The 12,850-nt window shown below is 33.8% G+C and carries 12 protein-coding genes and 1 other RNA gene; 3 read left to right on the top strand and 10 right to left on the bottom strand.

Annotation, left to right across the window (positions count from 1 at the left end):
- Positions 1-105: 105 nt before the first annotated feature.
- Together KQS_RS07945 and KQS_RS07940 are read right to left on the bottom strand one after the other, a co-directional pair.
- Entirely contained in the window at positions 106-2,019 is a 1,914-nt protein-coding gene (locus KQS_RS07945; RefSeq protein WP_014388671.1) for a tetratricopeptide repeat-containing sensor histidine kinase, read from the bottom strand.
- Between the two features lie 3 nt (positions 2,020-2,022).
- Entirely contained in the window at positions 2,023-2,754 is a 732-nt protein-coding gene (locus KQS_RS07940; RefSeq protein WP_014388670.1) for a LytR/AlgR family response regulator transcription factor, read from the bottom strand.
- A 280-nt stretch (positions 2,755-3,034) separates the two neighbouring features.
- Between KQS_RS07940 and KQS_RS07935 the strand changes: the two genes are divergently transcribed.
- Positions 3,035-3,802, top strand: coding sequence for a hypothetical protein (locus KQS_RS07935; protein WP_014388669.1), 768 nt, complete (start codon positions 3,035-3,037; stop codon positions 3,800-3,802).
- A 607-nt stretch (positions 3,803-4,409) separates the two neighbouring features.
- Here the strand turns inward: KQS_RS07935 and KQS_RS07930 are convergent.
- The 6 genes from KQS_RS07930 to KQS_RS07910 are packed head-to-tail and all read right to left on the bottom strand — an operon-like array spanning position 4,410 to position 9,086.
- On the bottom strand, positions 4,410-5,372 hold the full coding sequence (locus tag KQS_RS07930; protein ID WP_014388668.1) for a sodium-dependent bicarbonate transport family permease: 963 nt from the start codon (positions 5,370-5,372) through the stop codon (positions 4,410-4,412).
- Between the two features lie 17 nt (positions 5,373-5,389).
- Entirely contained in the window at positions 5,390-6,346 is a 957-nt protein-coding gene (locus tag KQS_RS07925; RefSeq protein ID WP_014388667.1) for an L-threonylcarbamoyladenylate synthase, read from the bottom strand.
- Positions 6,347-6,351: 5 nt separating this feature from the next.
- Positions 6,352-7,206, bottom strand: coding sequence for a DUF6671 family protein (locus KQS_RS07920; protein ID WP_014388666.1), 855 nt, complete (start codon positions 7,204-7,206; stop codon positions 6,352-6,354).
- A complete protein-coding gene (locus tag KQS_RS07915; RefSeq protein WP_014388665.1) occupies positions 7,196-7,471 on the bottom strand; it encodes a hypothetical protein in 276 nt (91 codons plus the stop codon). Before KQS_RS07915 ends, KQS_RS07920 begins: the two co-directional genes overlap by 11 nt.
- Positions 7,461-7,646 (bottom strand): hypothetical protein, encoded by a 186-nt coding sequence (locus tag KQS_RS14405; RefSeq protein WP_014388664.1) that lies wholly within the window; start codon positions 7,644-7,646, stop codon positions 7,461-7,463. Before KQS_RS14405 ends, KQS_RS07915 begins: the two co-directional genes overlap by 11 nt.
- 9 nt (positions 7,647-7,655) lie before the next feature.
- The gene (locus tag KQS_RS07910) at positions 7,656-9,086 is read right to left on the bottom strand and encodes an NADP-dependent isocitrate dehydrogenase (RefSeq protein ID WP_014388663.1); all 1,431 of its coding nucleotides are present in this window, start codon (positions 9,084-9,086) and stop codon (positions 7,656-7,658) included.
- Between the two features lie 85 nt (positions 9,087-9,171).
- Between KQS_RS07910 and KQS_RS07905 the strand changes: the two genes are divergently transcribed.
- A complete protein-coding gene (locus tag KQS_RS07905; protein WP_014388662.1) occupies positions 9,172-10,098 on the top strand; it encodes a LysR family transcriptional regulator in 927 nt (308 codons plus the stop codon).
- A gap of 18 nt (positions 10,099-10,116) precedes the next feature.
- On the opposite strand, the gene KQS_RS07900 is transcribed toward KQS_RS07905, so the two are convergent.
- Both KQS_RS07900 and ssrA read right to left on the bottom strand, forming a co-directional pair.
- Entirely contained in the window at positions 10,117-10,575 is a 459-nt protein-coding gene (locus KQS_RS07900) for an RNA methyltransferase (RefSeq protein WP_014388661.1), read from the bottom strand.
- Positions 10,576-10,666: 91 nt separating this feature from the next.
- Positions 10,667-11,065: a transfer-messenger RNA gene (gene ssrA / locus KQS_RS14215) on the bottom strand.
- Between the two features lie 387 nt (positions 11,066-11,452).
- Here ssrA and KQS_RS07895 point away from each other — a divergent pair.
- Complete coding sequence (locus KQS_RS07895; RefSeq protein ID WP_014388660.1) at positions 11,453-12,661, top strand: NAD(P)-dependent oxidoreductase; 1,209 nt, start codon at positions 11,453-11,455, stop codon at positions 12,659-12,661.
- Positions 12,662-12,850 lie beyond the last annotated feature (189 nt).

The raw sequence follows: 12,850 nt of genomic DNA, 5'->3' as shown, positions 1-12,850 counted from the left end.
GGATTGCGGATAGTTTGTACGCAACGTTTGTCCACAACGTTTGTTATTAGGTGGGGCTTTGTTTTTATAAAAGCTTGTGAAAGTTGTAAATTAAAACTCAAAGATTTAAGCCTCTGTTGAAGCTTCGGGAATTTCTAATACAATTTGAGTTCCACAAGCCGTACCATTAGAATCGTATAAGTTTATTGTTTTTAGGGTGTAGGTGTTATTATAATAGCTTTGGAGTCTTTCTTTGGTTAACTTTAATCCAAATGATTCACGATTTGTTGCGCGTTGTTTTTTTAATTCTTGTGCTTTAACAATACCTATTCCGTTGTCTTGGATAGTAATCACAATTTTTTCATTAGATTTTGACACGTTAATCATTAATTTTTTTTCTCCTTTCATGGAGTTCAATCCATGCCAAATTGCGTTCTCTACATAAGGTTGTAGTAGTAACGACGGTATTTTTATTTGTTGAAGTTGGATGTCATTGTCTATTGTTAATGAAAACTGAATACTGTTATCGAATCGAATGTTTTCTAATTTTATATAAATTTCAATAATTTTAAGTTCTTCTGCTAACGTAACCTCTCTTTCATTGATTCCAGATAGGATTACGTTAAATAGTTTAGAAAATTTATTGAGATAATATACAGCCTTATCTTTTTCGTTTTTGATAATATAACTTTTAATGGAATTTAAAGCGTTGAATATAAAATGTGGATTAAGTTGTGCTCTAAACATTTTTTGCTCAATTAAAAGCAATTTCTTTTCGCTGGTAAGTTGTTTTTGTCTTTGATAGATGTAGATTATCCCTATAACAAGTAGCGCTAATAAAATTACAACAAAGTAATTTAAATAGGTGTTTTTGAGTCGCTCTTTTACAAAATTGTTTTCTTGTTTTAGAAATTTTAACTCAGCTTGTCTTTTTTGTGTATTGTATTTTGTATTGAGTTCGTTGATGTATTTTAAGTTTTTTTCATTAATTATATCTTCTTTTACTTTCTGATAGTTCTTATAATAAGTTAATGCTTGTTGGTTATTCCCTTCTTTTTCTTCAATCTGAGATAAAATTTTGTAAGCATCTATTAAAATTGATTGAAGTTTTTTTTCTTTAGCAATTTTGATGCATTTTAAAAGATGTTCTTTGGCTAAGTTAAAGTTTGATTTTTTTAAATTGAGCCAGCCAACATTCAAGTAGGAACTGGATATGTAAAAATCGTCTTCTGTTTTAAGCGAGCTACTAATGACATCTTTTAAGTAGTATTCAGCTTTATTGATTTTATTCTGTTTAAGAAAAACTTGACCTAAGCTGTTGTAACAAATTAGTTTTCCTACATCTGAGTTAATAATTTCGTTATATTTTAAGGAAAGATAGTAGGCAGCAAGTGCTTTATCTAACTCATTCTTTTTCTCATAGATTCCACCTATATTTTGATGATTTATGGCTAAACCTAAGTTGTTACCAATTTTCTTTTCAATAACTAAAGCTTTTTCAAATTTCTCTTTGGCTAAATCAAACTGATCCAATGTTAGATAAATATTTCCAATACTATTGCATGAAATGGCTATATTTCTTAGAATGGTTTCGTTTTTGTGTTTTCTGTTTTCGGCGAGTTCTAGTGCTTTTTGATGATAGTTGGTAGCTAACCGTATAGAATCGAGTCTTCTATAAACAACACCTTGCATATTAAGGGCCACAATTTCAAATTCTAAATTGTGATTTTTTTTTGCTGCTTTTAAAACATCTGCGTTTATTTTTAGAGCTTCTTGATAGTAGGCTTTATCACGAAGTAAAACCCCTTGTTTTAATTTAGAATAAAGTTCAATTTCTAGCGCATTATATTTTTTTGCTTCTGCAATAATGGTGTTGAGTTTATTGATGTCTAATGTATAATCTTTGAAAAAAACATCAATCTTTTGATAGGAGGTTTCCTTAGATTGTGCAAATTTAATAATGGGTTTGTAAAAACTACTCTGAGCTTTTGTAGAAAAGATAAATAGGGTTAGAAATATATAGAGAAGACGTTTTTTCATATCCTATAATTTATCGAGTAATATTGCTTTCTTCTGACGGGAAACAGGTATTTTGGCACTATTGCATAAAATTACATATCCATCAGCTTTTATGTATTCTGTTATCTTATTAAGATTTACGATATATGAATTATGAATTCTGAAAAATTCATCAGATAATTTATCTTCAATCTGTTTCAATTGCTGTGTAACCAGTAAAGATTTTCCTGTGTTAAGATGGATAGTTGTATAATTTCCATCACTTTCACAATACACTATTTCTTCTGGTTCAAGATATATGATTTTTCCATCAAGATTAATGTTGATTTTCTTAGGTGTGTTTTTATATGAATTATTTAAATTCGAATTTTCTAATAAGTTAATCAGTTGTTGGTCTTTCTTGAACTTTTGAATTTTTTGTAATGCTACTGTTAAATCATCTGAATCTATAGGTTTTTGAAGATAGTCCAAACATTCAGATTTAATAGCGTTAATCCCATATTGATTATAAGCTGAGGTGATAATAACTGCAAAATTTCGTGGTTCAAAATGGGCTAGAAATTGGAAACCATCCATTTCAGGCATTTCAATATCTAGAAAAATGGCATCAACAGAATTGCTTTTTAGAAATTTTATAGCCTCAGTTGGACTTAAAAAAGTTGCCAAAATATCCACTGGAATATTGGTGTTCTTAAGTTCCCATATTAGGTTTTCAATGGCATTAGATTCATCATCAATAATAAGTAGTCTTATCATAACCTGTTGTTTTGTCAAATTTATAATTTTTTAAAATTATTTTTACTTTTTATATAAAAAAATACTCTTTAAATAGTTTAAGGAACCATTTGTTCCATTTAGTACTAAATAAATTACTTGTATAAGTTGTTTTATAGGGTACTAATAAATTAAGGTTGGTTATAAAACTACCAACTATACAGAAAAACTTACCATTTATACATTTTGTATTAAAAAGTCAGTAATATATAATGAGATTTGCCTAAAGAAAAAATACTTATTCAAACAAAAATTATTCATTATGAAACAAAATTTATTAAAATTAGGATTGTTGTTTTTTTTATTAACATTAGGAACAATTTCATGTAGTTCAAGTGATGATTCAGATCCAGCGCCTACACCTGTTACCTATAATGTTAAGGGGTATTATAAAATGACTAGTAGCTTGGGTAATTTTATATTATTAATAGAAGATGGAGGAAAATTTACTTTTGTAAATGGATCAAATTTTTATTCAACAATTAGTGCAAACATTGGGTATGGTACCGATTATACGTTTGTAAACAATGTGTTTACAGGTAGTTTTAAGTTAAATTTAGGAACTGGTTCACAATACAGTCTTACCGCTACTTATAATCCAACTACAGGTGCCTTTAGCGCTGGAACGATTGGAGCCAATACTTCAACTTCAGGATATGGTACTTGGACGGCACAAAGAGTAATTAATAATAATTCTGATTCTATTGGCTTATGGTATGGACAATACAATACGACACCATCAAATACTACAACTTTTAATGCTCCTTATACCATGTTAGTTGAAGATGATACACATGTAGTTGTAGCAGATGGAAACAGCATTACTGGGCGTTCGTCTTTAGCTTACGGTACTTATACAGTATCTGGAAACACCTTTACTTCTACTTACAAATATGCATTTGGAACAGGATCTCAATTTAGTAATGGTGCAAACTTCAACAAAACCGATGGTAAAATGATTGCTGGTACTTGGGGTAGTAATACTGCAACTTCTGGTTCAGGAAATTGGTATATGGATAAGCTTAAATAATAAAATAAGCTGTATTACTTGTATGGGAAGTGACTACATTATGTGGTCACTTTTTTTATTTTCTTTTTGTATTAAAGACAACTAATTGAGGAATGATGACTACTTCGTTTGTTCGCAAGCTCGTGACAGGTTCTTGTGAATGGATGCTGAGATAGGATGCTCACTCGTGCGAAGCGAACAGGCGAGATTCCGACTCAAGCGAAGCGAACAGGCGTTAGCAAACGAGTTCGGAATGACAAAGAGGGGCGCATAGAATAGGGGTAAGCAAACAAGTTCGGAATGACAAGGAGAGGCTGATAGGTATTGAGGATAGTTTGTACGCACAGTTTGTACGCAACGTTTGTACGCAACGTTTGTCAACCTGAACTTGGTTCAGGTTCTAAAATAACTGTCGAGATGCTGAAACGAGTTCAGCATGACAAAAATTACGTGGCGAACAGGCGTAAGCAAACGAGATACTGAAATCGAAGATGCAACGTAGTTAAACGAGTTCGGAATGATAAAGAGGAGAGCACGGTTTGTACACAACGAATATCTGCAATTAAAGATGCAGCCTGCGTTAGATGGAAAACCCTGTATGATTCAATACATACAGGGTTTTTTGTGTTTACGTATTTTGAACAATTAAAAAATAGAGGGGCATTCCAAGGGTGATGTTAACGGGAAAAGTAATAGCTAGTGCCATAGGTAAAAACAAACCAGGGTTGGCTTTTGGTACGGTTATTTTCATGGCAGCTGGTACGGCGATATAAGAAGCACTGGCCGCTAAAATAGCAAAAATGAATCGGTTTGAAACATCCGAAGTGATGGCGCCACTTAACCAAGCAAATATACTTCCGTTAATTAACGGAGTTGCGATGGCAAATACAATGGGAAACCAGCCTTGGTCAAAAAACGATTTCAGTTTTTGTCCGCTTGTTATTCCCATGTCTAAAAGGAAAATGGCTAAAAATCCTTTGAATATATCGTTGGTAAACGGTTGAATTCCTTGAGCAGCTTTAGCGTTGGTTAAGAAACCAATGACCAAACTTCCAACAATTAACAGTACACTACCGTTGGTCAAGGAGTGCTTAAGTAGCCCTAATGTATTTATTTTTCCTGTATTTTCTTTGTTATACATGGAGATAAGAATGAGCCCAACAATAATGGCAGGAGATTCCATAAGTGCCATAATAGCCACCATGTGTCCGTGTAGTGCTAATTGTTGGGATTCTAAGAAGTTGGAAGCCGTTACAAAAGTGACCGCACTGATGGAACCGTAGGCGGCGGCGATGGCTCCCGCATCAAATACATTTAATTTCCTTTTTAAAATAAAGAAGGTGTAAAGCGGTATTAATGTAGCAATTAATATTCCGAATAACATAGATAGTACAATTTCACTCGTAATGGTTTCGTGAGAAAGTTCTTGACCGCCTTTAAAACCAATAGCAAATAAAAGATAAAGGGATATAAATTTGGAAGAGTTTTTAGGAATTTCTAAGTCACTTTTTAAATAGACCGATACGATTCCTAGGATGAAATAGAGTAGGGCTGGATTGGTGATGTTTTCTATTAATAAATCTAAATTCATGTGTTACGAGTTAAGGTTTAGTTATTTTTCGCGGCTCTTTCTAAGCGGTCGTTTATGGTCCGACCCAGTCCATAATCCGGAAGGCGTTCGGCTATGATACCATCCAAATTGAGTTGGTCCAATTCATGAAGTGCTTGGTATAAATTAGCTGCAGCTTCCTTTAAATCCTGTTTGGGAGAAAGTACCCGTTGTTGCAACGGTTGTATTTGTGTGTGAAAAGTAGAGAATCGGAGTAATCCTATGTTTTTTGATTCCTGGTTTTTTAGTTCCTCATCTGTCCAATGCGTTAGTACTACTTTGGTTTTGGGGGCATAATGCTTTAAAGTCATACCGGGTGCTACTGGCGATTTTTCGTTGTGGTTTTTAATTTCAATTTTCCCGGTAAGTGCTTCAATAGCTTCCAACGGAATGGAACCTAATCGGTATAAAATGACTTTATTCCCTTCAAAACCAATGATGGTCGACTCAATACCTGCCGTGCAAGGACCTCCATCCAAGATTAGTGGTATTTTATCTTGAAAATAATTTTGCACATGAATGGCTTGGGTGGGACTGATTGCCGTATAGGGATTGGCACTGGGCGCCACTAAAGGAAAAGATAATTGGTTTAACAATTCTAGCGCTACGGGATGTTGTGGCATTCGCACCGCTACGGTATCTCGATTTGCAGTAATCAGGTTAGAAATATGCGGCTGTTTTTTTAGAATGAGTGTTAAAGGTCCAGGCCAAAACTGGTGTATGAGTTCATAGGCAAGATCTGGAATGGCCATAGCTACTTCATGAATTTGTTCTTTGTTTTTAACATGAACAATTAAGGGATTAAAAGAAGGTCTTTCTTTGATTTTAAATATTTTAGCTATGGCATTTTCATTGAAAGCATTCCCCGCTAAACCATAAACTGTTTCAGTTGGGAAGCCAATGACTTCCTCTTCATTTAAGAGCTGAACGGCTTTAGAAATATCGTTACTTATCATATTATTTAAGGATTACAAAAATCACAATACATAGGATCTTCGGTTGTTTTACCATTAGGGAAGGCTACTTTTTCTTCAAAACCACACTGCTGGCATTGGTATATATGAGCGGCTGTAGAACGTGTGGGCATACGACACGACTCACATTTTAAACCTGCTTCAACTTGGGTGACACCAAATCCAGGAAAATGGCAATGAGGACAAGTAGACTGTATTTTTTTGACCAATTTTTCACAAGACTCTTTGATGATTTGCATTCGCGTTGGGTTCATATGGGCACGCATATCCGTTTCTATCCAAACCGATTCGTTTTCTTGCTTTAGTGCATTAAAAACTGCAAATACTTCTTTTCTACTTTGCAGCCCTTTTTTGATGAAGGTCCAATTCTTCTCTTTATTTTTTATTATGACCCCGTGTGAAGGAAATTTTACTTGAGTAAGAAATTCATGTAATGCGTCTTCAGAATCTAATTTTTCCGATTTAAAATTGGTCTCTAAACTAAGTACCCGCTCCACGATTTCAAGCTTATTTTTTTTATCCATCAGCAGAATTAATTCATCATTTGCTGGAGCAAAAAAAACAGTGGGGTGATTCCCAAAAGAACCTTCCGTAGCAAGCGCTAAATCATATCCTTCCAATTCCATGGCTAAACGACATTTGTCTCTCAGGGTTTGAAAGGCGTCTTTTTTTCGTTCAATTTCCCCACTAAATGTACCTAGAGAATCGGTGTCAAATTGTTTAGAAACCAAGCAATGTACACCCAACTCTTTTTCAAGAATTGGGGCCATTACTTTATTTTTATCATGTTTAGTGACTATTAACAAAGGTCTATTGTGAAATAAATGAGAATTACTCTTCATATTTTATTTCAATATAAGAATGAATTTGTAAGTTCTTATTTTTGGTTTTCGCCTCTTCAATTAGGTTTGAAATTTGCTCCGTATTATTCTTTAATTCTTCAATTTGATTGAGAGCCATCGGGTCGTTTTCTCCAAATCTGATTTGAGAACTAAAATTCTTAATTTTATTGAAATTGATGTTTTTGTGATACAATTCAGATAAAATTTCTTTTGCTTCCAAAGGATTATATTGTCCGTTTATAAAAAGGAATTTTTCAGTTTTCATATTTTTTTTCAGTTAGAATTGAAATTAATTTGATGAGGATTAGTAAATTAAAAATTGCTAAAGCACTAAAAAATTGTTGGTAAATTTCCTCTTGTGTATCCAATATTTTATAGGTCATTACCAGTGCCGTACTTCCACAAATACCGCAAAGCCATTGTAGCGTTTTTCTTTTCATACGAAACATTTATTGTCCTTGTCCCATGGAATAGGCTTTTACCCCATCAAATTGATACAGATTTTCAGTTTTAATCACATCTAATCCCGCTTCTAGTGCTGCACCTAATAAGTGAATGATGTCTGCATTAGTTAAAGGGGTTGGCGCTTGAAAACGACATCTCCAGTGGTCGGTACAAAAAGTTTCAGAAAAACCCTCAGGCCATACTTTAACACCACGATTAGAAATCATGATTAATTCTAAAGCCGAATGGTTTATATTCTTTAGTTGTTCCGCTAACAGATTGGCGTCGTATCCATTCCAGTGGATAAAAAGATCAACTCCTACTAATTCTTTTTGTGACGCTTGTTTACGAATGTATTTTGGTAACTCAATGACAGAGTTTTTAGGAGGTAAAACCGGTTTTAGTAATGTTGGTACCTTATTGAAGTTGGCAATTACTGCCTCTGCAAATTCGGCAGTACCCACTAGCTGATTACTCGTTTTTTCGTTATAAATATCAGCCGTATGGATTCCGTCTTCCAATGTTTTTAACCAAGCATTTTGAATCATTGTAGCGGTTTCGGAATGCCCTAAATGGTACAACATGGCCACTGCTGCTTGCAGTAAACCCGATGGATTCGCAACATTTAATCCGGCAATATCAGGTGCCGAACCATGAATGGCTTCAAACATGGCACATTCGTTACCGATATTCACAGAACCGGCTAAGCCTACAGACCCGGCAATTTGAGCTGCTACATCAGAAATGATATCACCATATAAATTCGACGTTACAATCACATCAAATTTTTCTGGACGTTCGGCTAAATAAGCCGTACCAATATCGATAATCATGTGGTTCGATTCAATGTTTGGATATTCCATGGCAATTTCTTTGAATACTTGATGAAATAACCCATCCGTTTGTTTCATGATGTTGTCTTTGCTGAAGCAAGTCACTTTTTTTCGGCCATAATTTTGCGCATATTCAAAAGCATAACGGATAATTTTTTCACAACCAGGACGACTTATCAATTTTAAGCATTGCACCACTTCGTCGGTTTGTTGGTGTTCAATTCCGGCATACAAATCTTCTTCATTTTCACGGATTATGACCACATCCAAATTAGGAAAGTTCGTTTTAACAAATGGATGTAAAGCCACACACGGTCTAATATTAGCAAAAAGGCCCAATGCTTTTCGCATGGTTACATTTAAACTCTTGTAACCGCCCCCTTGTGGCGTAGTGATGGGTGCTTTTAGTAAGACTTTGTTTTTTCTGATGCTGTCCCAAGAGGATTCAGAAATACCCGAAGTATTGCCACTTAAGTATACTTTTTCTCCGATTTCAATTTCTTCAAATTCAATGGGAGCATTCGATTTTTTAATAATTTTTAGTACCGCTTCCATGATTTCTGGTCCGATACCGTCTCCTTTTGCAATCGTTACTTTTTTCATAATGGTTTTTTATTTGCTGCAAATCTCTACACATTATTTGATATATTTTTATTTATATTTGCTATGTTAATCATTAATTATTTTTATGAATTACACCTTAAACCAACTCCGTATCTTTCTTAAGGTTGTTGAATTAGAGAGCGTTACAAAGGCTTCAGAAGCGTTGCATTTGACCCAACCGGCGGTATCCATTCAGTTGAAAAATTTTCAAGATCAATTTGAAATTCCGTTGACCGAGGTCGTGGGTAGAAAAATTTATGTGACCGATTTTGGTAAAGAGATTGCAGATGCAGCCCAACAAATATTAGAACAAGTCAACGCCATTAATTACAAGACATTAGCCTACAAAGGACAGTTGTTTGGAAAGTTAAAGTTATCGGTTGTTTCTACAGGAAAATATGTGATGCCGTATTTTTTATCGGAATTTTTAAATGAACACAGTGGTGTAGAATTAGAAATGGATGTGACCAATAAAAGGAGTGTTTTGCAAAGTATAGAGCAAAATGAGGTTGATTTTGCCTTGGTGTCCATTATTCCAGACAATCTGAATGTAGAGCAAGTGGATTTGATGCAGAATAAATTGTATTTTGTGGGACATACGAATGTTAAAATTACTTCGGGTAAGAAAAAAATTGAGTCTATTTTTAATTCTCGTCCGTTGTTGTTTCGTGAAATGGGGTCGGGAACCCGACAAACTTTAGAACGCTTTATTGAAAAAAATAATATAAGTATCAATAAGAAAATGGAATTGACCTCCAATGAGGCCGTAAAACAAGCCATTTTAGCTGGGTTAGGCAATTCTTTAATGCCCTTAATTGGTATAAGAAAAGAAATTCAAAACAATGATTTACAGATTATTCCTGTAGCAGGTTTACCCATTCGAACCAATTGGAGTTTAATTTGGAATAAAGGGAAAAAGCACAGTCCCCAAGCACAAGCGTTTTTAGAATATTTAATTAAAAATAAAGAAGAAATTATTAAAACACATTTCAGTTGGTATGAAACACTCTAGCCGAAATACAATGCTATTTTAGGATCTCGGTTTATTAATGCCTCGGTCGTACAAAACAATGCTACCCGCAACCGCAACATTTAAGCTTTTCTCTGATTTGAACTTGACCAAGTAGTGGCATTTTTCCATCGCAGCCTTAGATAAACCATGGTCTTCAGCACCTAAAAGATAGACACATCTACGGGGATGATGAAACGTTTCCAATTCTTCGGCTTTATCATCCAATTCCACGCCTACCAATCGAGCCCCTTTAGGCAGATTGTTGAAAAAATCATCGAAGTTTTCGTAGTGAAAATAAGGCATGGCTTTCACCGCATTGTGTGTATCACAACCTTGTTTGGCGTAGCGATTGCCAATGGTAAAAATAAAACTAGCTCCCATGTTTTGAGCGGTACGCCATAATACCCCTAAGTTTTCGGGTGTTTTTCCGTTTTGGATACCAATACCAAAATATTCGTTGATAAAATTGTCGTTCATAGGGCAAAAGTACAAAAGGATGGGCGAATTAAAAATTTGTGAATCGATAAAGTAGTAAAACAATAAATCCTCTAAGGAAATAGAGGATTTATAGTGGAGTCGGAGGGATTCGAACCCTCGTCCAAACAAGCCATCAAAGAGCTTTCTACATGTTTAGTTTTGGATTGGATTTTCGATTAGAAGCTTGGCCCAAAACCGCCACTCCTAACTTAGCTTTATTAGTGTCAGAAAGGATTTAAAGCTTTACCTTTCCTAGGTTTACTTTTACGGTTCCCCTAATCCAAACGCCATAAACCAAGGCTTTTGAGGAGAATCTAGCTTCTCGTCCTTGACGAGACTAGGCGTATCTTACTATGATTCAGATTATGCAGCTAAAGCGTAATTATTTTCGCCGTTTATAAGTTCGTATCCTTGATATTTACGAGCCAAAAATACAATGCTCGACATGCTTACTAATCAATGCCACTCGCTGTCAAAACCAGTCGACCCCAATTATTGTTTGCAAAGACTGAATTGCTAAATTCGTGCCAAAGATACTAATATTTATTAATAATAAAAGTGTTTGACATCTTGTCACCTTCAATCAACTAATTTTATTACTTAAAGTGTTAAAGTTTTAAATTAATTATTAAAAAAGTAAGAAAAGTACAAAGTATTTGATAAAAAATAAAGTATTTGTTTTGTCTTGTTTTTTATATTCATTAATTTTTTTGTTAAATAATTAATGAGTTTTAAATAAAAAATAAAATAATTAATAAATGTAACGGTTGATTGCGTTAAATAGACATTTAATGTTTAAAAAAATATAACATTTTAGTACTGAAAATGCTATATTTGTAACGCAAACAAACTAATTATTTAAAAAAATTGTAGTAAAATGAAGTTCGGAATCATAAAAGAAAGAAAAAATCCACCGGACCGAAGAGTGGTTTTTACGCCTGATGAAATCCTTACCTTTAAAAGTTTATTTCCAAAAGCCGAAATTGTAGTAGAGTCATCGGATATTCGTGTTTTTTCAGATGAAAGTTATATTGAAAAAGGGATTGTTGTTACTGAAGATGTAACAGATTGTGATGTTTTGATTGGAGTAAAAGAAGTTCCTGTTGAGGCATTAATTCCCAATAAAAAATATTTTTTCTTTTCACATACTATTAAAAAACAAGCCTATAACAGAAAATTACTTCAAGCAATTTTAGCTAAAAACATTGAATTATTAGACCACGAGACTATTGTAAATGCATCGAACCATCGTTTAATTGGATTCGGTCGTTATGCGGGTATCGTTGGTGCTTATAATGGTATACGTGCTTTTGGTTTAAAATTCGAATTGTTTAATTTGCCTAAAGCTGAAACATTATCTGATCAGCAGGCGTTAATTTCTCAATTGAAAAAAGCTATTATCCCACCAATTAAAATTGTTTTAACAGGTTCCGGTAAAGTAGCTTATGGTGCAAAAGAGATGTTAGATGCTATGAAAGTTAAGCAAGTGAGTGTTGAAGATTATTTATCTAAAACTTATACTCAACCTGTTTATACTTTTATAGACGTATTGGATTATAACAAGCGTAAAGACGGACAAGCTGTAGCAGATAAAAAAGATTTTTATGCGCATCCAGAAGATTACGTGAGTAATTTTGAACGATTTGCTGAAGTTTCTGATATTTTTATGGCGGGTCATTTTTACGGTAATGGGGCACCTATTATTTTATCTAAAGAAATGTTGGCCTCACCTAAATGTAAATTAAAAGTAGTAGCAGATATTTCTTGTGATATTGATGGACCTGTTGCGTGTACGTTACGTTCAAGTACTATTGCAGATCCTTTGTATGGTTATTTGCCTAATGAACATAAAGAAGTAGATATGTATCATCCAGGTGCCATAGTGGTTATGGCAGTTGATAATTTACCTTGTGAATTACCGAAAGATGCTAGCGAAGGTTTTGGAGAAATGTTTTTAAAACATGTTGTGCCTGCATTTTATAATAATGATGCTGATGGTATTTTAGAAAGAGCAAAAATTACCGAAAATGGTAAATTAACGCCACGTTTTGCCTATTTACAAGATTATGTAGACGGTAAAGAATAATACATTTTTATAAGTTTTCAATTGCTGTCGTGTACGAAGTATTTGATTAATCAGAAACAAATGTTTCTTCTTGATAATTTAGAGAGATACTTGATTTACTTATATATCCCGAGAAATCGGGATATTTTTTTTTAAATACAATAAATAAAGGTTTATATTTGTTTTTCAACTAATCAAAAACTTAAATAA

The sequence above is a fragment of the Flavobacterium indicum GPTSA100-9 = DSM 17447 genome (assembly GCF_000455605.1).
Taxonomy (GTDB): domain Bacteria; phylum Bacteroidota; class Bacteroidia; order Flavobacteriales; family Flavobacteriaceae; genus Flavobacterium; species Flavobacterium indicum.
The sequence above is the reverse complement of the archived record's forward strand: the minus strand, read 5'-3'. Positions and strand labels throughout refer to the sequence as shown.